Source organism: Streptomyces sp. SudanB52_2052, from assembly GCF_964272415.1.
Classification (GTDB): domain Bacteria; phylum Actinomycetota; class Actinomycetes; order Streptomycetales; family Streptomycetaceae; genus Streptomyces; species Streptomyces olindensis.
Window position 1 is genome coordinate 4,130,274 of sequence record NZ_OZ186796.1, and the last position, 22,139, is coordinate 4,152,412.

19 protein-coding genes are annotated in these 22,139 nt (G+C 73.1%); 5 read left to right on the top strand and 14 right to left on the bottom strand.

What is annotated here, in order from left to right; genetic code table 11:
• Positions 1-44: 44 nt before the first annotated feature.
• Positions 45-1,907, bottom strand: a complete 1,863-nt coding sequence (locus ACSUPV_RS18255; protein ID WP_436947827.1) for a prolyl oligopeptidase family serine peptidase — start codon at positions 1,905-1,907, stop codon at positions 45-47.
• 168 nt (positions 1,908-2,075) lie between these two features.
• On the opposite strand from ACSUPV_RS18255, the gene ACSUPV_RS18260 reads away from it, so the two are divergent.
• Positions 2,076-2,870, top strand: coding sequence for an SURF1 family protein (locus ACSUPV_RS18260; protein WP_382613895.1), 795 nt, complete (start codon positions 2,076-2,078; stop codon positions 2,868-2,870).
• A gap of 81 nt (positions 2,871-2,951) precedes the next feature.
• Here ACSUPV_RS18260 and ACSUPV_RS18265 read toward each other — a convergent pair whose 3' ends face one another.
• The 4 genes from ACSUPV_RS18265 to ACSUPV_RS18280 all read right to left on the bottom strand — a co-directional run bounded on the left by ACSUPV_RS18265 (position 2,952) and on the right by ACSUPV_RS18280 (position 7,588).
• Positions 2,952-3,989, bottom strand: a complete 1,038-nt coding sequence (locus ACSUPV_RS18265) for a hypothetical protein (protein ID WP_037761011.1) — start codon at positions 3,987-3,989, stop codon at positions 2,952-2,954.
• 116 nt (positions 3,990-4,105) lie between these two features.
• Entirely contained in the window at positions 4,106-4,681 is a 576-nt protein-coding gene (locus tag ACSUPV_RS18270) for a SigE family RNA polymerase sigma factor (RefSeq protein WP_010032008.1), read from the bottom strand.
• Between the two features lie 541 nt (positions 4,682-5,222).
• The gene (locus ACSUPV_RS18275) at positions 5,223-6,299 is read right to left on the bottom strand and encodes an aspartate-semialdehyde dehydrogenase (protein ID WP_436947828.1); all 1,077 of its coding nucleotides are present in this window, start codon (positions 6,297-6,299) and stop codon (positions 5,223-5,225) included.
• Positions 6,299-7,588 (bottom strand): aspartate kinase, encoded by a 1,290-nt coding sequence (locus ACSUPV_RS18280; protein WP_037761016.1) that lies wholly within the window; start codon positions 7,586-7,588, stop codon positions 6,299-6,301. The genes ACSUPV_RS18275 and ACSUPV_RS18280 overlap by 1 nt, the downstream gene beginning before the upstream one ends.
• A gap of 235 nt (positions 7,589-7,823) precedes the next feature.
• Between ACSUPV_RS18280 and ACSUPV_RS18285 the strand changes: the two genes are divergently transcribed.
• Complete coding sequence (locus ACSUPV_RS18285) at positions 7,824-8,525, top strand: response regulator transcription factor (RefSeq protein ID WP_031116020.1); 702 nt, start codon at positions 7,824-7,826, stop codon at positions 8,523-8,525.
• A complete protein-coding gene (locus ACSUPV_RS18290) occupies positions 8,522-9,880 on the top strand; it encodes a sensor histidine kinase (RefSeq protein WP_037761018.1) in 1,359 nt (452 codons plus the stop codon). The genes ACSUPV_RS18285 and ACSUPV_RS18290 overlap by 4 nt, the downstream gene beginning before the upstream one ends.
• Positions 9,881-9,886: 6 nt before the next feature.
• Here ACSUPV_RS18290 and ACSUPV_RS18295 read toward each other — a convergent pair whose 3' ends face one another.
• Together ACSUPV_RS18295 and ACSUPV_RS18300 are read right to left on the bottom strand one after the other, a co-directional pair.
• Positions 9,887-10,411 carry an SgcJ/EcaC family oxidoreductase gene (locus tag ACSUPV_RS18295; protein WP_436947829.1) on the bottom strand — a complete coding sequence of 175 codons (525 nt, stop codon included), beginning with the start codon at positions 10,409-10,411 and terminating at the stop codon, positions 9,887-9,889.
• Positions 10,412-10,596: 185 nt separating this feature from the next.
• Positions 10,597-12,684 (bottom strand): NB-ARC domain-containing protein, encoded by a 2,088-nt coding sequence (locus tag ACSUPV_RS18300; RefSeq protein WP_359788661.1) that lies wholly within the window; start codon positions 12,682-12,684, stop codon positions 10,597-10,599.
• Between the two features lie 906 nt (positions 12,685-13,590).
• Here ACSUPV_RS18300 and ACSUPV_RS18305 point away from each other — a divergent pair.
• Positions 13,591-14,427, top strand: coding sequence for a PhzF family phenazine biosynthesis protein (locus ACSUPV_RS18305; protein ID WP_436947830.1), 837 nt, complete (start codon positions 13,591-13,593; stop codon positions 14,425-14,427).
• A gap of 16 nt (positions 14,428-14,443) precedes the next feature.
• On the opposite strand, the gene ACSUPV_RS18310 is transcribed toward ACSUPV_RS18305, so the two are convergent.
• The 3 genes from ACSUPV_RS18310 to ACSUPV_RS18320 form a co-directional block, all read right to left on the bottom strand.
• Positions 14,444-15,103, bottom strand: a complete 660-nt coding sequence (locus ACSUPV_RS18310) for a DUF5063 domain-containing protein (protein ID WP_031116028.1) — start codon at positions 15,101-15,103, stop codon at positions 14,444-14,446.
• The gene (gene recR, locus ACSUPV_RS18315) at positions 15,096-15,695 is read right to left on the bottom strand and encodes a recombination mediator RecR (protein ID WP_003991835.1); all 600 of its coding nucleotides are present in this window, start codon (positions 15,693-15,695) and stop codon (positions 15,096-15,098) included. Before recR ends, ACSUPV_RS18310 begins: the two co-directional genes overlap by 8 nt.
• Before the next feature lie 94 nt (positions 15,696-15,789).
• Positions 15,790-16,131: a YbaB/EbfC family nucleoid-associated protein gene (locus ACSUPV_RS18320; protein ID WP_078650769.1), complete on the bottom strand. Its 342-nt coding sequence runs from the start codon at positions 16,129-16,131 to the stop codon at positions 15,790-15,792.
• A 264-nt stretch (positions 16,132-16,395) separates the two neighbouring features.
• Between ACSUPV_RS18320 and ACSUPV_RS18325 the strand changes: the two genes are divergently transcribed.
• Positions 16,396-17,151: an SLATT domain-containing protein gene (locus ACSUPV_RS18325; RefSeq protein ID WP_031116030.1), complete on the top strand. Its 756-nt coding sequence runs from the start codon at positions 16,396-16,398 to the stop codon at positions 17,149-17,151.
• Between the two features lie 57 nt (positions 17,152-17,208).
• Here the strand turns inward: ACSUPV_RS18325 and ACSUPV_RS18330 are convergent, their stop codons facing one another.
• From ACSUPV_RS18330 to ACSUPV_RS18345, 4 genes are all read right to left on the bottom strand, one after another.
• Positions 17,209-18,585: a M20/M25/M40 family metallo-hydrolase gene (locus ACSUPV_RS18330; RefSeq protein ID WP_436947831.1), complete on the bottom strand. Its 1,377-nt coding sequence runs from the start codon at positions 18,583-18,585 to the stop codon at positions 17,209-17,211.
• Between the two features lie 97 nt (positions 18,586-18,682).
• Positions 18,683-20,914 carry a protein kinase domain-containing protein gene (locus ACSUPV_RS18335; RefSeq protein WP_436947832.1) on the bottom strand — a complete coding sequence of 744 codons (2,232 nt, stop codon included), beginning with the start codon at positions 20,912-20,914 and terminating at the stop codon, positions 18,683-18,685.
• A gap of 79 nt (positions 20,915-20,993) precedes the next feature.
• Positions 20,994-21,452 (bottom strand): MarR family winged helix-turn-helix transcriptional regulator, encoded by a 459-nt coding sequence (locus ACSUPV_RS18340; RefSeq protein ID WP_037765075.1) that lies wholly within the window; start codon positions 21,450-21,452, stop codon positions 20,994-20,996.
• A complete protein-coding gene (locus ACSUPV_RS18345) occupies positions 21,449-22,081 on the bottom strand; it encodes a type 1 glutamine amidotransferase family protein (protein WP_382613875.1) in 633 nt (210 codons plus the stop codon). The genes ACSUPV_RS18340 and ACSUPV_RS18345 overlap by 4 nt, the downstream gene beginning before the upstream one ends.
• Between the last annotated feature and the right edge of the window lie 58 nt (positions 22,082-22,139).

Consider the following 22,139-nt stretch of genomic DNA (forward strand, 5'->3'; position numbering starts at 1 on the left):
AGCGGTGTTGCCGCACGGCTCGGCGTCACGAGGCGCGTGTCACCTCACCCGACGACGCTCTTCAGGTGCCTCTCCGCGAACTCCAGCTCCAACCGGACCTGCTTGATCCGCTCGTCCACCACCAGCGAGCCGTGCCCGGCGTCGTAGCGGTACACCTCGTGGACCGCGCCTCTCGCCTCCAGGCGCTTGACATAGTTCTCGATCTGGCGGATCGGGCAGCGCGGGTCGTTGACGCCGGCGGAGATGTAGACCGGGGCCTTGACCTGGTCGACGTAGGTGAGCGGGGAGGACGCCTCGAAGCGCTCGGGGACCTCTTCCGGGGTGCCGCCGAGGAGCGTGCGGTCCATCGCCTTCAGCGCCTCCATCTCGTCGTGGTAGGCCGTGACGTAGTCGGCGACGGGCACCGCCGCGATGCCCAGCGTCCACGCGTCGGGCTGGACGCCGAGGCCGAGGAGGGTGAGGTACCCGCCCCACGAGCCGCCGGTGAGGACGAGGCGGTCGGGGTCCGCGAGGCCCGAGTCGACGGCCCAGGCGCGGACCGCGGCGATGTCCTCCAGCTCGATGAGGCCGACGCGGTGCTTCAGGGCGTCCGTCCAGGCGCGGCCGTAGCCCGTGGAGCCGCGGTAGTTGACACGGATCACCGCGTAGCCGTGGTCGACCCAGGCCGCCGGGCCCGCCGCGAAGGAGTCGCTGTCGTGCCAGGTCGGGCCGCCGTGGATGTCGAAGACCGTGGGGAGCGGGCCGGTGGCGCCCGCCGGCTTCTGCACGAGGGCGTGGATGCGGCCGCCCGGGCCCTCCACCCACACGTCCTCCACCGGCACCGAGCCGGGCGACTTCATGCCGGGCGGGTCGAGCACGACACCGCCCGCCGTGGAGCGCACCGCCGACGGCTCGGCCGCCGAGGACCACAGGTACTCCACGCTGCCGTCGGGCCGGGCCGTGGCACCGGACACCGTGCCGGGCGGGGTCGGGATCTCCGCCAGGGCACGGCTGGCCAGGTCGTAGCGGAACAGCTCGCTGCGGGCCTCGAAGCTGTGCACGATGAGCAGGCCGGTGCCGTCCGGGTACCACTCGGCGCTGACGTCGCCCGGCAGTTCCAGCGCCAGGTCCGTCTCCTCGCCGGTGGCCACGTCCCAGACGAGGGGCTCCCAGCGGCCCCGGCGCTGGTGGCCGATGAGCAGGCGCGTGTCGCCGTCGACGGGGGCGAAGCCGAGGACCTCCAGGCCCAGCTCGCGGGTGCCGCCCTTGGTGTCGTCGAGGTCGGCGACCGGTGTGCCGTCGGGGCGCAGGACGCGCAGGGCCGAGTGCATCGCGTCGCCGTGCTCGGTGTGCTCGATGGCGATGAGCGAGCCGTCGTGGGACAGGTCGCCGACGCCGGCCGACTCGCGGTGGCGGTAGATCTCCACCGGGGCCTCGCCGGTGCGGACGAGGTGGATCGTCGTGCCGTCCTCGTCGGTCGAGCGGCCCACGACCGCCGTGCGCCCGTCGCGGCCGAGGGCGAGGCCCGCCGGGTACGAAGCCTGAAGGCCCTCGGCGGCCGGTTCGTCGGCGCCGCCGTCGAAGGGCTGGCGGCGCCACACGCCGAACTCGTCGCCGTCCTTGTCGTCGAACCACCAGATCCAGGCGCCGTCCGGCGACAGGACGCCGTCCGTCGTGCCGTTCGGCCGGTCCGTCACCTGGCGCTGCTCGCCCGTCGACCGGTCCCAGGCGTACAGCTCGTACGTCCCGGTCGCGTTCGACACGAACAGGGAGCGGTCCGGCGCGTCCTCCGCCCAGTCGGGCAGGGAGACCCGGGGTGCGCGAAAGCGCTTCTCCCAGTCCGGCATCCGCTCCTGCTGTCCCGTCTGTACCTCTTGCTCGTGCTGGTCCCGCTGATCCCGAGCGTCGGACCCGTTGCTCTCAGTCATGGCCCCATACTGCACGCCGTCGCCGACATTTCGCTGGCGAGGTCCCCAGCCTGTGGATAACCTCCACCGGTTCCCCTTCAGAGCAGGTCAGGGGAGAGGGCCGGCGGGGGCGGTTCCGTTGCCGACCCCGCGGGCGGGACCGGCCCGGCGGCCCCGTACCGTGGGGGTGTGTACCGGTTTCTGCTGACGCCCCGATGGTGGGGGATCAACCTCTTCGTGCTGCTGTCGATCCCCTTCTGCATCTTCATGGGGTCCTGGCAGCTGGGCCGGTTCGAGGACCGCGTGCAGGACCATCGCACGGCGACCGAGCAGGTCGCCGAGGCGAAGCGCGAGGCGCCGCGACCGCTCGCGGAGATGCTGCCGGTGACGAAGGCGACGTCCGGCAAGCTGGTCACCGCGACCGGGAGCTACGGCAAGCAGTTGCTGGTGCCGGGGCGGGAGCTCGACGGCAAGCAGGGCTTCTACGTCCTGACGCTGCTGCGCACCGACTCGGGCGAGGCGCTGCCGGTGGTCCGCGGCTGGCTGCCCGGTGCGGCCGACGCGGCCGAGGCCCCCGCCCCGCCGGCCGGTGAGGTCACCGTCACCGGGGCCCTCCAGGCGTCCGAGACGCCGGGTGACAACGGCGTCAGCGCGCAGGGCGGGCTGCCGGCCGGGCAGACGGGCGCGATCAGCGCGGCGTCCCTGGTGAACCTGGTGCCGTACGACGTGTACGACGCGTGGGTCACGCTGGCCGAGGGCGACTCGGGGATGAAGGCGGTGCCCGCCGCGGCTCCGCCGGACACGGGGCTGGACCTGAAGGCGTTCCAGAACCTGGGCTACACCGCGGAGTGGTTCGCCTTCGTGGGGTTCGTGATCTTCATGTGGTTCCGGCTGCTGCGGCGTGAGGTGGAGTTCGCGCGGGACGCGGAACTGGGGCTGGTGCCGGATGAGGAGCCTGTTGCCGTGGACGCCGCCGTGAAGTGAGGCGGCGTTCGCCGGGTGGTGGGTCCGCAACCCGCCGTGCCGGGGTGCCGCTGCGCAGGTGACGCAACGGCGACCGCGCGGCTACGCCCCCGCCAGCAACCCCGTCCAGTACACCGTCCCCGCGCACGCGTTCGACACCGTCACCGTGCTTCCGGCGGAGCCGGTCGCCGGGGAGTACGTCACCACCACGCTGCCGTCGGTCGTGCCGTCCTCCGTGACCAGCTGCGGGGCCACGCCCGTGTCGCCGCCGGTGGAGGTGCCGCCCGTGGTCGTCGTCGTGTCGTCCGACGGTGTGGGGTCGGGGGTCGGGTCGGGGTCGCCGGGATCGCCGCCCGGGGTGGGGCAGGTCTCGGTGGGGACCCACGCGAACTTCACGTCGTAGGCGGCGCCCGGCTGGAGCACCAGCTCGGCGGCCTCCAGGGACGGGTTGGGCAGACCGGCCGCCGCGTCCCCGGCCACGTGCCGGGCGGCGCCGATCTTGGCGGGGTCGGCCGCGCCCTGCGGCAGCGCGGTCACCGAGCCGGGGCCGGAGACCGTGCAGCTCGCGGCGGAGACGTTGGTGACGCGGAAGGAGCCGTAGACCGCGCCGGTGGAGTCGGGGGCGGCGCTGCTGCCGGCCGCGGGGCCGAGCTGGGCCGGGGTGCACGCCGGGATGCCGGCGGCGGCGGTGGAGGACGGGCCGGCGCCCTGGGGCGTGCCGGGGGCGGAGCCGGAGCCCTTGCCCTGGTCCTTCTCCTTCTTGTCGTCCTTGTCCTTGCCCTCGGGCTTGCCGGAGGAGCCGGTGCCGCTGCTCTCGCCGCCGTCCGGGCCCTTGCCCTCGCTCGCGCCGCCCTGGGCCTCGGAGGCGTGGCCTATGGCCGAGGGGTTGGCGTCGGAGCCGGTGGCGTTGGAGACGTGTACGAGGGCGGGGATGGCGGTGCCGATGAAGAGCGCGGCGGCGGCCATGCCGACGACGGCCTGCCGCTTGCGTGCCCGGCGCTGGGGCACCGCCCTGCGCAGGTAGTCCAGGGTGCCGTCGCGCGGTTCCACCTCCTGCACCACTTGGTGCAGCATCCTGCGCAGGTCCAGCTCGTCCGAGTCGAGCCCCTGAGGGCTCTGGTCGTCGGGGCCGTGGTTCACAGTTCCGTTCCCAGCGTGCGATTGCTTCGGATCTTGCCCGTGCAGCCTTGTCGGCTCGTGCCACTCGAAGGGCTCGTGCCGGTCGCGCCCGTCACGGCGCGCGCCGTCTCCGTCGCTCATGCCGGCGCCTCCATGGCCAGCCTGAGCGCCGCGATCCCGCGCGAGCCGTACGCCTTGACCGAGCCCAGGGATATGCCGAGCGTCTCGGCGACCTGCGCCTCGGTCATGTCCGCGAAGTAGCGCAGCACCAGCACCTCGCGCTGGCGGCGCTGCAGGCCCTTCATCGCCTTGATGAGGGAGTCGCGCTCCAGCTGGTCGTAGGCGCCTTCCTCGGCACTGGCCATGTCGGGCATGGGCTTCGACAGCAGCTTGAGGCCGAGGATGCGGCGGCGCAGCGCCGAACGCGAGAGGTTGACGACCGTCTGGCGCAGGTACGCCAGGGTCTTCTCGGGGTCGCGGACCCGCTTGCGTGCGGAGTGGACACGGATGAAGGCCTCCTGGACGACGTCCTCGCAGGAGGCCGTGTCGTCGAGGAGGAGCGCGGCGAGACCCAGCAGCGAGCGGTAGTGCGCCCGGTAGGTCTCGGTGAGGTGGTCGACGGTCGTACCGGCCGCGACTCCGTCCTCGGCGCCGTCGCGCTGGTTCGGGATGCGGGCCGGCCGCGCTGCGGGCACGGGCGCGATCACCGGCATGCCACCGGGCGTACCGGGCATGCGGGGTCGGAGAGCCGCCGGACGGGGCGGTCGAAGGACCGTGCCGCGTGCCGCGCTGAAGTCGAGTACCTCTGCCACGCCTGTTGGACACGCTGACCCCCGCGAGGGTTGTACGTGCCGGGCGTCACTTTCACGCCGACCGTCGCCATCGACGGTCTACCCGCGTCAGGCAGCACAACCGATAGTGCATCACATGCCCTCATGCGTCCCGCTCTTCCCCTATGTCCAGATATGAACGGACGTCCCCACGTCCGGTTCCAGGCGTCCCCACGCCTGATGAAGCGCTCCCACGGCCGAAGAGGCGACCGCAAAGACGCTCCCCGCCCTCCGCGCGGTTGCGGAGGACGGGGAGGTAAATCCTCTGATGCCGAAGCGCCTCGGACAAGTGGTCCGGACCATCGATCGGCTCACATGTCGTACGCAGATCCTACAAACCACCTACGACACAAAGCCGGAGGTTCGACCACGGCGAAAGCCCGGCGAAAGTTCCCGAAAGGCCCGGCAGGACGGCGCGGCCTCGTCAGGACAGCTCGGCCGCGACCAGTTCGGCGATCTGCGCGGTGTTGAGCGCGGAGCCCTTGCGCAAGTTGTCCCCGCAGACGAAGAGTTCGAGCGCGGTGGGGTCGTCCAGCGCGCGCCGCACCCGCCCGACCCAGGTGGGATCGGTGCCGACCACGTCGGCGGGGGTCGGGAACTCCCCGGCGGCCGGGTTGTCGAACAGCACGACACCGGGCGCTGTGGCGAGGATCTCGCGGGCCTTGTCGACGGTGACCTCGCCCTCGAAACGGGCGTGCACGGTCAGCGAGTGCGTGGTGATCACCGGCACGCGGACGCAGGTGACGGCCACGGGGAGGACGGGCAGGCCGAGGATCTTGCGGGTCTCGTCCCGCACCTTCAGCTCCTCCGAGGACCAGCCGTCATCGCGCGCCGTACCGGCCCACGGCACGACGTTCAGCGCGACCGGCTCCGGGAACGGCCCGGTGTGGTCCCCGACGGCCCGCCGCACATCGCCGGGGCTGGTGCCCAGCTCGGTCCCGGCGACCAGGGACAGCTGCTGCCGCAGGGTCGCCACGCCCTCGCGCCCCGCGCCGCTGACGGCCTGGTACGAGGAGGCGACCAGCTCGCGCAGCCCGAACTCGGCGTGCAGCGCGCCCAGGGCCACGATCATGGAGAGCGTCGTACAGCTGGGGTTGGCGATGATGCCGCGCGGGCGCATGCGCACCGCGTGCGGATTGACCTCGGGCACGACGAGCGGCACGTCCGGGTCCATCCGGAACGTGCCGGAGTTGTCGACCACCACCGCGCCCTTGGCGGCGGCGAGGGGCGCCCACCGCTCGGCGACCTCGTCGGGGACGTCGAACAGGGCGACGTCGACGCCGTCGAAGGCCTCCTCGGTGAGCGCCACGACCTCGGTCTCCTCGCCGCGCACGGCCAGCTTGCGGCCGGCCGAGCGCGGGGAGGCGACGAGTCGGATCTCGCCCCAGATGTCCGCCCGCTGGGACAGGATCTGGAGCATGACCGTGCCGACGGCTCCGGTCGCTCCCACCACGGCGAGCGTGGGTCGGCCCGATCGGCCGGTCTGCCCGGGTCCGGCCATCAGCGGCCGGTGCCTCCGTAGACGACGGCCTCGTCGCTGTCGGAGTCGAGCCCGAACGCGGAGTGCACGGCACGGACGGCCTCGGGCACGTCGTCGGCGCGCGTGACGACCGAGATGCGGATCTCGGAGGTCGAGATCAGCTCGATGTTCACGCCCGCGTCGGACAGCGCCGTGAAGAAGTCGGCCGTGACGCCCGGGTTGGTCTTCATGCCGGCGCCGACCAGGGAGATCTTGCCGATCTGGTCGTCGTAGCGCAGGGAGTCGAAGCCGATGCCGGCCTTGTTCTTCTCCAGCGCGTCGATGGCCTTGCGGCCCTCGGTCTTCGGCAGCGTGAAGGAGATGTCCGTCAGGCCCGTGGAGGCGGCGGACACGTTCTGCACGACCATGTCGATGTTGATCTCCGCGTCGGCGATCGTGCGGAAGATCGAGGCCGCCTCGCCCGGCTTGTCCGGCACGCCGACGACCGTGACCTTGGCCTCGGAGGTGTCGTGCGCGACACCGGAGATGAGAGCCTGCTCCACCTGCTTTTCCCCTTGCGCTTGCTTCTTGACGATCGGCTCGCTGCTGACCCAGGTGCCCTGGAGCCCGCTGAAGCTGGACCGCACGTGGATCGGGATGTTGTACCGGCGGGCGTACTCCACGCAACGGTGGAGCAGCACCTTGGACCCGGAGGCCGCCAGTTCGAGCATGTCCTCGAAGGAGATCCAGTCGATCTTCCGGGCCTTCTTCACCACACGCGGGTCGGCGGTGAACACGCCGTCGACGTCGGTGTAGATCTCGCACACGTCGGCGTCGAGGGCGGCGGCGAGGGCCACCGCGGTGGTGTCCGAGCCGCCGCGGCCGAGGGTGGTGATGTCCTTGGTGTCCTGGCTGACGCCCTGGAAACCGGCGACGATCGCGATGTTGCCCTCGTCCACCGAGGTCTTGATCCGACCCGGCGTGACGTCGATGATCCGGGCTTTGTTGTGGACCGAGTCGGTGATGACACCTGCCTGGCTGCCGGTGAACGACTGGGCCTCGTGGCCCAGCTTTTTGATCGCCATGGCCAGCAGGGCCATGGAGATCCGCTCTCCGGCGGTCAGCAGCATGTCGAGCTCTCGCCCGGCAGGCATCGGGGAAACCTGCTCGGCGAGATCGATCAGCTCGTCCGTCGTGTCGCCCATCGCGGAAACCACGGCAACCACCTGGTTGCCGTTCTGCTTCGCTTCCACGATCCGCTTGGCGACGCGCTTGATGCCCTCGGCATCGGCTACGGAGGAGCCTCCGTACTTCTGCACGACAAGGCCCACGTGCGCTCCTCGCTCAATCCGTCTCTATCCGCTCATACGCATTCGTACTGCGGTCGGCTCAGTCTAACGAGCGTCCGAAAATCCCTTCCGCGATATCGCATGGTGAGATTTCCGGGGTACTCGTCCAGAGCTGCTCATGCCCATCTGGGCACGGGCCACGCGAGAAAGTGCCCGGCGTCACAGCCGACACCCGACCGGTCCCGATGAGCAAACTTTCAAGCACTATGGTTCGCCTGTGCGCGTACTTCTGGTGGAAGACGATGAACCGGTCGCCGAGTCGCTGCGACGCGGCCTGAAGCGCTACGGCTTCGAGGTCGAGTGGGTGAGCACGGGCCAGGCCGCTCTGGAGCACGAGGGACCGTACGACGTCGTCCTGCTGGATCTCGGCCTGCCCGACACCGACGGCCTGGACGTCTGCAAGGTGCTGCGCGAGCGCGGCGACGTCCCGATCATCGTGATCAGCGCCCGCAGCGACGAGACGGACCGCGTGGTGGGCCTGGAGATCGGCGCGGACGACTACGTCTCCAAGCCGTTCGGCGTCCGGGAGGTCATCGCCCGGATACGAGCGGTCATGCGGCGCGTGCAGCCCCGCACCCCCGCCGCCGAGGCCCCCGGGACCGGCCCCGACCGCTACGGCACGCGCCTGACCGTCGACCGCAAGGCGGCCCGGGTGCACCTGGACGGCGCGGAGGTGGCCCTCGCGCCCAAGGAGTACGACCTGCTGGCCTTCCTCACCGAGGAGCCCGGCGCCCTGATGTCGCGCGAGCAGATCATGGAAGCCGTCTGGGACGCGAACTGGTTCGGGCCGACGAAGACACTGGACGTGCACGTGGCGGCGCTGCGGCGGAAGCTGGCGGGGGCGATCACGATCGAGGCGGTGCGCGGGGTCGGGTTCCGGCTGGAGATCGTCCAGGACGAGGACAGCGGCACCTCATGATCCGCCAGCTCGTCCGCAGCTACGTCCTTCTCGTCGCGGTGGCCATCGCGCTGTTCACCGTGCCGGTGGCGTTCACGCTGACCGATCAGCTGCGGGGTGACACCCGGTCGGCCGTCCTGCGCGAGGCCGACGCCATGGCCCTGCTGCTGGGCGACGGCCGGGCCGCCTCCTGCCAGGCCCTGGAGGAGATGGCCCGGGCCTACGAGGACGAGATCCAGGTCACCCGCACCGCGAGCTGCCCGGCGGACCTGCCGCGCCCGGCGGCGGACACGGCACTGACCAGGGCCCTGGAGGACGGCGAACCCACGACCGACTGGGGCTCCTCCTTCATCTGGGGCCCCGAGCTGGTGGTCACGGTGCCCGCCCGCGCGACCGGCACGGACCGGGTCGTCGGCGCCGTGCGCATCGTGTACTCGACCGACGAGATGACCGACCGCCTGTGGCAGATCTGGGGCTTCCGGGCGGTCCTCGCCCTGCTCGTGCTCGGCGTCGCGGCCGTCATCGGCGTCGTGGTCGCCCGCCGCCTCACCCGGCCGCTGCGCCAGCTGAACGACATGGCGAGCAAGTTCAGCGACGGCGACCTGACGGCCCGCTCCCCCGTGACCGGCCCGCCCGAGACGCAGACGCTGGCGCGCACCCTCAACCAGGGCGCGGAACGCCTGGACACCCTGATCGCGGCCCAGCGCATCTTCGTCGCCGACGCCTCCCACCAGCTGCGCACCCCGCTGACGGCGCTGCGGCTGTCCCTGGACAACATCGCGGACGGGGTGGACGACGAGTTCGTGCGCGAGGACGTGGAGCAGGCGACGGCGGAGGTCGTCCGGATGAGCCGCCTGGTCAACGGCCTGCTGGTGCTGGCCCGGGCCGAGGCCAAGGTGTCGGCGGCCGAGCCGCTCCCGCTGATGGACATCGTGCGGGAACGGCTCGCCGTGTGGAGACCGGCCGCCGACGAGCGCGGAGTCACCATCGCGCTCAGGGGGAGTGCCGACGGCCGGTCGTCTGTGCTGGCCAGCCCCGGTCACCTGGACCAGATGCTGGACAACGTGCTCTCCAACGCCCTGGAGGTCTCACCGGACGGCGGGACGATCACCGTGCGGGTGGAGCACCGGGGCGACGTGGTGGAGGTGTCGGTCCTGGACGAGGGACCCGGCATGTCGGACGCCGAGAAGTCCCGTGCCTTCGACCGTTTCTGGCGGGGCCAGGGCCTGACCGGGAAGGCCGGCTCCGGCCTCGGTCTCGCCGTCGTCCGGCAGTTGGCGACGGACGACGGCGGAACCGTGGCCCTGACGGACGCTCCCGGGGGCGGCCTGTGCGTGACGATCACGCTCCGGGCGTCCCACCGGGCCGACCGCTGAGGCGGCTCACCCCTCCGGCATCTTGGAGGAGTGGTGGTTCACGATGAGCCACCTGCCGTCGGGCTGCTGCTCGTAGGCGTAGGTGTAGCGGGCCTTGACGGTGCTCTTCTCGCCGGTCTCGTGGTCGGTGAGCGCGAACTCGTAGACGCCGGTGTCGATGACGGTGTCGCGGTCGAGGATGTTGACCACGGACTCGATCTTCGTGCCGACGGGCTTGTTCCGCAGGAAGTGCTCGAAGTAGTCGACGATCTCGGCTCTGTCCGTGCGGACGTTGTCGGAGACGGTCGGCAGCAGGACCGCGTCCTTGGCGTACAGGTCGGCGACCTTCCGCGGGTCGCCCGTCCGCAGCGCGGCGTTCCAGTCGTCGAACAGGCCGAGCACCTGCGCCTTGGTGACCGGCTTGGCGGGCTTCCCGGCCTTGCCCCTGGAGTCGGCTCCGGCGACGCCGGCACCGGCGGCGAAGGTGCCGGCGGCTACGACGGCGACCGCGGTGGCGAGGGCTGTGCGCTTGCCGGTGGAACGAATGGTCATCGCGAACTCCTTCAGCGGGGCGGTGCGTTGCTCCCTCCGTCGGCTCCGGTTCGCTTCCGGGGGAGGAAGTGACTCCAGATTCGCGTGACACCGGTTAGGGCCCGTGCAGTCGACGTACAGCGGGCGTACAAGGCGCAGCCAAATGACGCTTCGTGACGGGTTGGTGATGCGTCGTGACGGGGTGGTCACGCCTCCTGCGGCGTGAGCGCTGTGGCGAGGGCCAGGATCAGCCGGCGGCAGTGCTCGGTGGGCGGCAGCCCCAGTTCCATCTTGAACGGCTGACCGGCGCCGAGCACGAGCTCACGGGCGAGCGCCGGGTCACCGGTGAGGGCCGCGAGGCCGGCCCGCAGCAGGCGCGCCTTGTAGGTGTCCCCGTGCTGGTCCCCCAGGACCCGCAGGCACCTGGCCATGAGCCGCTCCGCCCGGGCCAGGGCCTCCTCCGTCTCGCCGGCGACCAGCGCGGCGACCACGCTGTCCTCCTCCAGCCGTCTGGCCGAGGCGTGGTCCTCGCCCAGGAGTCTCCTGGCGTCCGCCAGATACACCTCGGTCTGAGGGCTCTTCGGCCACGGCTGGTCGACCCAGTGCAGGTGCAGCCGGGCCTCGAAGGCCTCGGGGTGCTCGGGTCCCAGCAGGCGGGTCGCCTCCGCGAGATACTCGCGGGCCGCCGCCTCGGCCTGGGCGCAGCCCCCGCGCGTCAGGCACTGCACGAGCCAGCGGCGCATCCGGAAGGTCGCCGGATCGGCGGGGCCGTTGTGCTCCAGGCTCTCCGCCAGCGCCTGTTCGAGCAGGGCCAGGGCCCGCGCCCGGTCCCCCTGGTCCTCCACGCATCTGGACAGCAGCCCGGCCACGTTCAGGGTGTCGCCGTGCCCACGGCCCCAGATGCGCTCGGCCGCGGGCTTGGCGCGCTGGAGCAGCACGGCCGCGCGGTCGGTGAAGTGGTTGCTCTGCAGGTAGGCGGCCGCGTCCAGGAACAGCAGCAGGGAGGACTGGGTGTCGGTCGCGGGATCCGTGTGGCCGGCGAACGCCTCGATGTGCGTGGTGAGGTCCCGGAGGTCCTGGGTGAGCCTCGCCTCCTTCGGCGCCTGGAGGAGGAGCAGTCCCACGGCGGCATCCCGGCAGGAGTCGATCATCTCCGCGTCCCGGTAGGGGTCGTCGGGGTCCGGGGTGCGGGCGACGGCCTGCACCAGCCGGTGCACCGAGAGGGTGTCGCCGTGCAGGGTGATCAGGCTGTGGGCGGCCAGCCGCCGCAGCGCCTCGGTCACCGCGAGCGGAGAGCTCATCGGCCCCAGGTTCGGTACGTGGAAGGGCTCCAGATAGCGGCGCGGGATCCCGTCCGGCGCCCACCAGGCGATCGTGAACAGCACGATCAGGGCCATGGGGGTGTCGTTCAGCCGGTCCAGCGTCACCCGCCAGACGCGTCCGACGGTGCGCTGCGCCTCACCGCCCTCCGCCGTGGCGGCGTACATGTCGGCCGGGTACCGGGCAAGGAGCTCGCGGTAGGTCCGCGGGCTGATCCGCGCCTCCCTGCAGTACGCGGCGGCCTGGTCGACCGCCAGGGGCAGGCAGCCGAGGTCGTCGCACAGCTCCTCGACCCCGTCGGCGGGGCCCTGGTGGATCTTCGTGAACAGCTCGACGGCCTCGGCGGGTTCGAGGACGTCGAGGCTCAGCGGCTCGGCGATCCCCCGCCACCCCGTCGCGCCCCGCCGGGTGGTGATCAGGAAACGGCCGGAGGGGGCGCGGTCGAGGAGCGGTGTGATGTCCGCCGGGTCCGAGACGTTGTCCAGGACGAGCAGCCAGCCGTCGTGGGAGGCGAGCCAGTGCAGGGTGCGCTCGCGCAGCGCCTCCTCCGGCAGGGCCCCGGCCAGGGACGGCTGGAGGGCCCGGCCGAGCGCGGCGAGACCCGCGTCGAGGTCGGCCGGGGTCTCGGCCGTGATCCACCAGACCGGGTTGAACTCCGCCGCGTGCCGCGCCGCCCAGTGCGCCGCGAGCGTGGACTTGCCGATGCCGCCCAGCCCGTGGACGGCGTGCACGACGACGCCGTGCGCCGTGCCGAACGCCTCGTCCAGCCGGGCGAGTTCCCGCTCACGCCCGACGAACAGCGCGGTGCGGTACGGCAGATGGCACACGCGCCCCGGGTCCGCTCCCGGGGGCAGGGCCTGCGGCGGCAGGAGCGTGGTGTGCTGGACGACGTGGTCGCCCGTGGCCACCTGCCCGATGCTCCCGGCGGCCCCCACGGACCGCTCCCCGCGGGCCTCGGCGGACGCGTCGCTCACGCGTCCCCCGTGGACACGCTGCCGATGTCACCGCCCGCCGCGACGGAACGATCACCGGAGGCGGTAACGGCCCCACCCACAGAACGCGGCACCGCGGGGGGCGGGGAGGCCGGGTGAGGCGAGGACGCCGGGTCGGGCGAGGACGCCGAGTCAGACGGCGAAGCCGGATCAGACGAGGACGCCGGATCAGACGGCGAAGCCGGATCAAACGAGAACGCCGAGTCAGACGGCGAAGCCGGATCAGACGGCGAAGCCGGATCAGACGGCGAAGCCGGATCAGACGGCGAAGCCGGGGTCGGCCCGGACGCCAGAATCGACCCGGACGCCGAGGCCAGCCCGGACGCCGAGGCCAGCCCGGACGCCGAGGCCAGCCCGGACGCCGAGGCCGGCCCGGACGCCGAGGCCGGCCCGGACGCCGAGGCCGGCCCGGACCCCGGGATCGGCCCGGGCGCCGGGGTCCGTACGGTCACCCCGTCCCCGGTCGCGGCGGATCCGATGCTCCCGCCGGCGGCGACCGACCGCGCACCGCTCGCCGTCACCCGGGCCCCGCCGGACGTCCCGCCGGCCCTTGCCGCGAAGAGGGCGTGGATCGTGAGCGCCAGCCCGACGAGACCGGCCGCGCCCCCGGCCGCGCTCGCCCAGGGATCCGCCGCGTCGACATCCAGCACGGCCCCCACGAGCAGCCCGAGGGCCCCGGCCACGCACAGCCCGATCCCCGTCCACATCAACGCCTTCGAGCGCCCCGTCGTCATGGGGCCATCATCGCGCCGCGGGCCCCCGAGACGCAGCGAAACCCGAGTGACGAGGCCAAGCCCCGGCCCGGGCCCGGCGGTTGGCCCTCCCTCGGCGGCGCCTCGCACGCCGAATTCCCGCGCCGCTTCCCCGGCCGCGCGCTACGGTCGGCGGATGGAGATATTGCGCTACGTGGCCTTCAGCACCGATCCCAAGGGCGGCAACCCCGCCGGAGTGGTGCTCGACGCGGCCGGGGCCGACGACGCGGCGATGCAGGCGGTGGCAGCCGAAGTCGGCTATTCCGAGACGGCGTTCGCGGTGGAGGCCGGTGACGGCCTGCTGGACGTGCGGTACTTCAGCCCGCTCGCCGAGGTGCCGTTCTGCGGCCACGCGACGATCGCGACGGCCGTCGCCCACGCCCGGGCGCACGGCACGGGCCGCCTGCGGCTGCGCACGCAGGCCGGACCGGTCACCGTCACCACCGACCGCGCGGAGGACGGCACCGTGGTGGCGACGCTGGTGAGCATCGAACCGCGGACCGCGCCGCTCACACCGGCCGTGCTGGACGAACTGCTGACGGCCCTGCGCTGGTCGGCGGATGACCTCGACCCGGCGCTGCCGCCGCGCGTGGCCTACGCCGGCGCCTGGCACCCGGTCGTCGCCGCCGGCAGCAGGCGGCGCCTCGCCGACCTGGACTACGACGTCCCCGCGCTCACCGCGCTGATGGACCGCGAGGGCTGGACCACCGTCGACCTGGTGTGGCGGGAGTCCCCCACGGTGTTCCACGCCCGCAACCCCTTCCCGCCGGGAGGTGTCGTCGAGGACCCGGCCACGGGCGCGGCGGCCGCCGCCTTCGGCGGCTACCTGCGGGAGCTGGACCTCGTGTCCCCGCCCGCGACGCTGACCATCCATCAGGGAGCGGACATGGGACGGCCGAGCACGATCACCGTGTCCGTGCCGGCCGGCCCGCACACCGGGATCGGCGTCACCGGGACGGCCGTCCCGATCTGACCGCCTACTGCGCCGGCTACTGCGCCGGGCGCAGGCCCAGCGGGCCCGCGATCTCCTCCGCCATGACCCGGCCCGCCTCGATCTCCAGCGTGTCGTCGCCCATGCCCTGGTCCGTGTCCAGCCCGTCGAGTTCGGCGAGGGGCTGGTTGAGGCGGACGTGGGCGAGGACCGACTGGAGGGCCCGGAGGGTGGCCGAGGCGGTGGAGCCCCAGTTGGAGAAGTACGAGAACTGCCACCACCACAGGGCCTCGGTGGTGCGGCCGGCGCGGTAGTGGGCCATGCCGTGGCGCAGGTCCGTGATGACGTCCGTGAGGTCGTCGGAGATCCGGGCGGGCACGGGAGCCTTGCGCGGCTCGTAGGGGTCGAAGACCTCGGAGTAGACGTCGATCGGGTCCAGCAGTCGGGCCAGGTTCTCCCGCAGCTCGTCGACGTCCGCGTCCGGGCCCGTGTCGGGCTCGTAGCGCTCGTCCGGCACGATGTCCTCGTGCGCGCCGAGCCGGCCGCCGGCCAGGAGGAGTTGGGAGACCTCCAGGAGGAGGAAGGGCACGGCCGATTCCGGCTCGTCGCCCTTCGCGACCTCCGTTACGGCGACCAGGAAACTCTCGACCTGGTCCGCGATCTGGACCGCGAAGTCGTCCGGGTTCTGGTCGGTCGCGTGCAGCGTGGCGTCAGACATCTAGGAGTCGTCTCCCCTCGAAGGCGCGGCCGAGGGTGACCTCGTCCGCGTATTCCAGGTCGCCACCCACCGGGAGGCCGCTGGCCAGGCGGGTGACCTTCAGGCCCATGGGCTTGATCATGCGGGCGAGGTACGTCGCCGTCGCCTCGCCCTCCAGGTTCGGGTCCGTGGCGAGGATGAGCTCGGTGACGGTGCCGTCGGCGAGACGGGCCAGGAGCTCCCTGATGCGCAGGTCGTCCGGGCCCACCCCGTCGATCGGGCTGATCGCTCCGCCCAGGACGTGGTACCGGCCCCGGAACTCACGCGTGCGCTCGATCGCCACGACGTCCTTCGGCTCCTCGACCACACAGATGACGGCCGGGTCGCGGCGGGTGTCGCGGCAGATGTTGCACAGCTCCTCCTGCGCGACGTTGCCGCAGGTCGCGCAGAAGCGGACCTTCGCCTTGACCTCCATCAGGGCCTGCGCGAGGCGCCGTACGTCCGTCGGCTCCGCCTGGAGGATGTGGAAGGCGATCCGCTGGGCGCTCTTCGGACCGACGCCGGGCAGCCGCCCCAGTTCGTCGATCAGGTCCTGGACCACGCCTTCGTACAACGGACTGCCCTTCCTGGGTCTTCGGGGTCGGTACGCAACCCTCCCGTACGTACCGTAGTTGTCAGCCGCCTCCCCGAGGAAGGCGGTACGCGTCTCAGAACGGCAGGCCGGGGATGCCGCCGCCGCCGAGACCCTGCGCGAGCGGGCCCAGCTTCTGCTGCTGGAGCTCCTGCGCGTTCTCGTTGGCCGCCTGGACGGCCGCCACGACCAGGTCCGCGAGCGTCTCGGTGTCCTCGGGGTCCACCGCCTTCGGGTCGATCTTCAGGGCGCGCAGCTCGCCGGCGCCGGTGACGGTCGCGGTCACCAGGCCGCCGCCCGCCTGCCCGTCGACCTCCGTCTGCGCCAGTTCCTCCTGCGCCCGCGCCAGGTCCTGCTGCATCTTCTGGGCCTGCTGGAGCAGCTGCTGCATGTTGGGCTGGCCACCACCGGGGATCACGATCAGCTCCTTGCTCGGTACGGGTTTTCCCGTTCGGCACGAGCCTACGTGGTCGGGCCTGCCGCCGCTCCAGCACTCTTTCGAGTGAGTCCCTCTCGCGCCCCATAACCGATCAAGGAATACTTCCGGGCGGAAAAGCGGCGAAAGCTACGCCTTCGCCACCCATTGGGGGGTAGGAAGGGTCCGGCGCGTGCGTCGTCCGTCGCGCAGTGTGATCGGTGAGTGAACCGCGCGTGGTCATTCGTGGTCAGTTGGGAGTGCCGGGTGGGTCAGCCGGAGATGCAGCCCGAGGGGCCGCCTCAGGACGGGCGGGGCGAACAGGCGGCCCGGCTGCGGCCGGGGGATCTGACCGGGCGGGCCTTCCCGCACGGCGACTGGGGCGAGCCGGCGGCCCGGCTGGACGAGCTGTACCGGTGGGTGGAGCGCGGGGCGCTGCGGACGGCGGCCTGGTACCTGGAGGACCGGGTGTGGAAGCGGCGGTGCGCGCGGGCGCTGCGCTGCGGGACCGCGGTGGGAGCGGGCACCGGGATCGCGCTGCCGCTGCTGGATCTGACCGGGGCCGTGGGCGGGGTCGCGCCCTGGGGGTGCCTGGCGCTGCTGCTGGGGGTGGCGTGTGTGGCCGCCGACCGGTACTTCGGGGTGACGTCGGGGTGGATGCGGGACGTGGCGACGGCGCAGGCGGTGCAGCGACGGTTGCAGGCGTTGCAGTTCGACTGGGCGGCGGAGAGCGTGCGGGAGGTCCTCGGGCCGACGGAGGGGACGGCGGGTGAGGCGGCCGAGCGGTGCCTCTCGGTGCTGCGGAGGTTCTCGGAGGACGTGACCGAGCTGGTGCGGGTGGAGACGGCCGACTGGATGGGCGAGTTCCGGAGCGGGGGCGCGCCCGTGGGGGTGCAGGCCGTGGTGTTCCCGGGGGGCGGGCGCGGGGCCGAGACGGTGGGCGGGAACGGACGGTTCACCGTGCCGCCGCACGGCGGGGCCCGGCCGAACATGCCACGCCAGCGGCCGCCGGAGCCGCGGTGAACGGGGCCGCCGCCTGGTCTTCTGGTGCTCGGCCGGTGCCGGGGCGGGCGGGCCCGCTCAGGCAGCAGGCTCGGGGAAGGCCACCGGGCTGCGCAGGCCCGCTCTGTTCACCGCCCGCACGCCGAAGAACACGTTGTCCTTGGACAGGTCCACCTCGTGGGTCGTCGTGTCGCCGACCGGGATGACGTGGGTCCACTCCGGGGCCGTCGTCTCGCGCCAGACCACCTCGTAGCCCACCAGATCAGGCTCCGTTCCCCGGCTCCACACCAGCTTCGTCGAGTTCGTCAGGTCCGACGTGACGATCTTCGCGCCCCTCGGGGTGCCGGGGGCCTGGGCGAGGGTCCACAGGGTGGCCGCGTTCACCCGCGCCACCCTCGCCGTGAAGTCGAAGTCGCAGAACTCCGGCAGGTCGCCGTACTGCTTGCCCGTCTCGTCGACGCGGACGTCCTGGTGCTGGTGGGCGAAGTCCTCGGCCGGCTCGGTGAAGCGGGCGGCCGGGTAGCCGCGTTCCAGGAACGGGATGTGGTCGCCGCCCCGCCGGTAGCGGTCGCGGCGGTGGATCACGCGGATGTTCATGCCCGTCGCGTCGTTGTCGGCCACGTCCCGCACGAACCGGGCCAGCTGACGGGTCGCGGAGTCGTTCTCACCTCCCACCGCACGGCGGACCGCCGCCTGTTCCGGGGTCTCCGAGGACGGGACACCCTCCGCGAACAGCCGGATCGTGTACGGGGCCCGCGTGCCGTCGTCCGCCGTGGAGCTGCCGACGATGTCGTTGGTGAACATGCCCTGGACGTCCGTCCCGGCCGCCCTGAACCGCTGGGCCAGGTGCGCGGATCCGTACAGGCCCTGCTCCTCCCCCGCCACCGCCGCGAACACGATCGTCGACGCCGGGCGGCGCCGGGCCAGCACCCGGGCGAGTTCGAGGACGACGGCCACGCCCGAGGCGTCGTCGTCCGCGCCGGGCGCGTCGGAGGTGGCGTCCATGACGTCCGTGACGCGGGAGTCGTAGTGGCCGGCGACGACGTAGACGCGGTCGGGGGTGACCGAGCCACGGAGGGTGGCGACGACGTTGGTGATGCGGGTGGCGGCCGGGATGCGCGGGGCCGGTTCCTGGACGTACGACTGGAGTTCCACCGTCATCCGGCCGCCCGACGCGGCGGCGTACGAGCGGAGTTCGGACAGCAGCCAGTCGCGGGCCGCACCGATGCCCCGGGCGGGATCGTCCTGGGAGGAGAGGGTGTGGCGGGTGCCGAAGGAGACGAGCTTGTGGACGGTCGCCGCGACGCGGTCCGGGTCGATCTCCCGGAGCAGGGCCCGGAGTTCGCGGGACGGGCGCTGGGCCGTCACGGGCGGGCGGCCGGATCCCGGCCGCGGTTCCGCCGAGGCCGTGCCCGTGGCCGCCCCTGCCGCCCCGACCGCCGCCGTCGCGGTCAACAGCGTTCTCCTGCTGGGGCGCATGGGTCCTCCCGGGTCTGGGGGTGCCGACCGACCGTTCATATGGTCGTGGACACGCCAACCAGGCCGCAAGGCCTCACTCCCGCGTGTACGTCAGCCGTTCCCCGCTGCTCGTGTTGACGCGCTGGAGCGTGCCGTCCGGGAGGAGGGTGACCTCGGTGGCCGCGCCCGGGGTGCAGGCGGTGCGCGGCTGCCCGACGGTCACGGTGGACGGGCCGATCTTCAGCGGGCCGTCGCCGTCGGGGGCCGCCGTGAGGTCACCCTCGAACACGCAGTGGTAGGTGCCGCCTCCCTCGGTGGGGCCGTCCGCCACGAGGGAGAGGACCGTGTCGCCCGGTTCGCCCTGCTGGATGGTGAGCGAACGGCGGTGCTGCCCGTCGGCGTTGTCGATGGTCGTGGTCCAGGTGCCGAGGTACGACGTCGGGACGGCGCCGTCCGCCGGGGAGGGCGAGGTCGTCGGGGACGGGCCCGGAGTGGTGGGGTCCGACGTCGTGGTCGGGCCCGCGCTCCGCGTGGGGGTGGGGTCGCCGTCGGCGCGCTCGCCCTCGCCGCCCTGCATCAGCGCGTACACCGACCCGCCCGCGGCCAGCGCGACGACCAGGGCGATCAGGACGAGCAGCGCGGTGGAACGGCCGTCTCTTCGCGGCGGCTCCTGCGGGGGCCCGTACGGCGGGGTCGTGCCGTAGGGCGGCGGGCCGTAGGGCGGAGTGGAGCCGAGGCCGCCGTAACCCGGGTACGAGGGTGCGGCACCTGCCGGGGCGCCGGGCTGGGGGTGCTGCTGGGGGTAGCCGTACGCCGGGTAAGGGGGCGGCGGCCCCTGCGGCTGCGGCACGCCGCCCGGGCCGGGGTTCGGGCCGGGGTTCGGGCCGAAGTCCGGCTGAGGCGCCTGCGGGTGCACCGGGGCGCCCGGGCCATGGCTCGCCGACGGTGTCTGCGGGTGCACCGGGGCGCCCGGGCCGTGGCCCGGTGGAGGCATCTGCGGGTGGCTGCCGGGGGCCGGCGCCGGGGGCACGGTGCCCTGGCCCGCGACCATGGTGGGCAGATGGTTCAACGGCGACCCCTCGCCGGGGCGGCCCGGCGGAGGCGGGGCGGAAGTGACGGCGGGCGCCGCGGCGGGGGCCGGCGGCAGCGTGGGCCCCGGGGCCGATTCATCGGCGGCGGGGGCGTGTTCGGGGGTCGGCCCGGGACTGCCGAGGGGCACCGGCGGCGCACCGGCGCCGGAACCCGGCCGACTCGCACCGCCGGAGCCCGGCCCGGTCACGGGCCCGGCGCCCGGCCCGTCGGCCGACGCGACCCCGGCGTGCCCGGCGGCACCGGCCGCCTGCCCCGCGGCACCGGCCCCCTCCCCCACGGCCTCCCTCTCCGGGTTCTCCGGGTTCTCCGGGTTCTCCGGGTTCTCCGCGTCCAGCAACCGCACCGCGTGGCGCCCCAGTTGGGCCACGAGGGCGCTCGGCAGCCAGGGGTCGAGGGCGCGGCCGTCGGAGACGGTGTCGTCCGCGCCCGTGCGCTGCAGGACGCGGTCGAGGGTCGGGCGGGCGGCGGGGTCCTTGCGCAGGCAGTCGCGGACCAGATCGGCGATGCCCTCCGGGACGCCCTCCAGGTCCGGTTCCTCCTGGGCGATGCGGAACATCAGGGCGTGCACGCCGCTGTTGGCGGTGCCGAACGGCAGGTTGCCGGTGGCGGCGTAGGCGAGGACCGAGCCGAGGCAGAAGACGTCGCACGCCGGGGTGATGCGGTCGCCCCGCACCTGCTCGGGCGCCATGAACCCGGGCGATCCGACGAGCGCGCCGGTGCGCGTGAGCCCGCCGTCGGTCACGGTCTCCAGGGCGCGGGCGATGCCGAAGTCGATGACGCGCGGTCCGTCGATGGTGACGAGCACGTTGGACGGCTTGAGGTCGCGGTGGACGATGCCGACGGCGTGGATGTCCTTGAGCGCGTGCGCGAGCCCGGCCGCGAGGATGCGGACGGACCGCTCGGGCAGGGCACCGTGGTCGTGCCCGACGACCTGCTGGAGGCTCGGCCCGGCGACGTATCCCGTGGCGACCCACGGCACCGCGGCCTCCGTGTCGGCGTCCAGCACCGGCGCCGTCCAGTACCCGCCGACCCGCCGCGCGGCCCCCACCTCCTGCCGGAACCGCTCGCGGAACTCCTCCTGCGCGGCCAGTTCCTCACGCACGAGTTTCACGGCGACGGTACGGCCCCGCTCCGAGCGGGCCAGGTACACGTGCCCCATGCCCCCCGCGCCGAGCCGCGCCAGCAGCCGGTACGCACCGATCCGCTGCGGATCCCCGGGCCCCAACGTCTCCATCGCTCCGCCGCCTTCCCCCCACACGCGAGCAACAGACCGAGAATAGTGCGGGGCCGGGGCCGGGCGACCTGGGAGACGTCTACGGTTCCGTAACAGGCGGACCCGTCGCGTCGAGCACCTTCGACAGCCGTTCCAGCACCCGGACCGCCTCCGCCAGTTCCGCCTCCCCGAAGGCCTCCGCCAGCCGGTCGGCGAACGCCGCGTGCCCCGGGTCGATCCGGGCGATCGCCGCACGGCCCTCCTCGGTCGGCGCGAGGAGCTTGGCCCGGCGGTGCGCGGGGTTCGGCCGGTACTCCGCGAGCCCCCGCTCCACCAGCAGATCGGCGATGCGCTGCACGCTCTGCCGTGTGATCCCCATGGCGCGGGCGATGCCCGAGACCGGCAGCGGCTCACCGAGGACCGCGCCGAGCACCTGCCACCAGGCGGCGGTCAGCCCGGCCGGCCGGGCCAGCTCCTCCGCGACGGCGAGGAACTGGCCGTTGAGCCGGAACACCCCGAGGGCACTGCGGCTGAGCAGGTCCTGACGCTCCCGGCTCATGCCGCCCCGGCCTTCTCCAGCACGGCGTACGCCGACGCGTCGGAGTCGTGGAAGAGCCGGTACCAGGCGTCCAGCACCTCGCCCTCGTACACCCCGAGCAGCCGGAGGATCTCCCGGGCGAAGGCGACCGGCTCGGTCGGGCCCGCCGTGACCAGGCCGCCGTCGGTGACGGCGTCGGCCTCGACGTAGCGCTCGCCGCCCGCGTAGCCGGTCGCGGCGAGGTAGAAGGAGACCGCGCTGGTGTGGGCCCGGTCGTCGAGCAGGCCCTCCCGGGCCAGTCCGGCGGTGGCGCCGCAGATCGCGGCGACCGGCACGCCCGCCGCCAGGAACGCGCGGGCCGTGCGGGCGAAGGGGGCCAGATCGTCGCCCGTGTCCCAGAGGTCGGCGCCCGGGAGGATCAGCAGGGAGCTGTCCTCGGGCCGTACGTCGTCCAGGGCCAGGTCGGGCTGGATGCGCAGGCCGCCGATGCTGGTGACCGGGGCCGTGGACGGGCCGACCGTGCGGATCTCGTGGCCGGCGCGGGCGAGGTGGGCCGTGGCGTGGCCGGTCTCCCAGTCGGCGAGGGTGTCGTAGACGGCGAGATGGACGGGCTTGCGGTCACGGCCGGTGGTGGCTGGCGTGGCGTTCATGGCTCCTCCTCGGACCCTGTGCTTTATGACAGCATCCTTACATTTCGACAGTAGGCTG

Coding starts and splice junctions, on each gene's coding strand:
- ACSUPV_RS18255 (WP_436947827.1), bottom strand. CDS start 1,907: ATGACTGAGAGCAACGGGTCCGACGCTCGGGATCAGCGGGACCAGCAC.
- ACSUPV_RS18270 (WP_010032008.1), bottom strand. CDS start 4,681: ATGCCGGTGATCGCGCCCGTGCCCGCAGCGCGGCCGGCCCGCATCCCG.
- ACSUPV_RS18275 (WP_436947828.1), bottom strand. CDS start 6,299: ATGGCCGGACCCGGGCAGACCGGCCGATCGGGCCGACCCACGCTCGCC.
- ACSUPV_RS18290 (WP_037761018.1), top strand. CDS start 8,522: ATGATCCGCCAGCTCGTCCGCAGCTACGTCCTTCTCGTCGCGGTGGCC.
- ACSUPV_RS18295 (WP_436947829.1), bottom strand. CDS start 10,411: ATGACCATTCGTTCCACCGGCAAGCGCACAGCCCTCGCCACCGCGGTC.
- ACSUPV_RS18305 (WP_436947830.1), top strand. CDS start 13,591: ATGGAGATATTGCGCTACGTGGCCTTCAGCACCGATCCCAAGGGCGGC.
- ACSUPV_RS18310 (WP_031116028.1), bottom strand. CDS start 15,103: ATGTCTGACGCCACGCTGCACGCGACCGACCAGAACCCGGACGACTTC.
- ACSUPV_RS18335 (WP_436947832.1), bottom strand. CDS start 20,914: ATGGAGACGTTGGGGCCCGGGGATCCGCAGCGGATCGGTGCGTACCGG.
- ACSUPV_RS18340 (WP_037765075.1), bottom strand. CDS start 21,452: ATGAGCCGGGAGCGTCAGGACCTGCTCAGCCGCAGTGCCCTCGGGGTG.
- ACSUPV_RS18345 (WP_382613875.1), bottom strand. CDS start 22,081: ATGAACGCCACGCCAGCCACCACCGGCCGTGACCGCAAGCCCGTCCAT.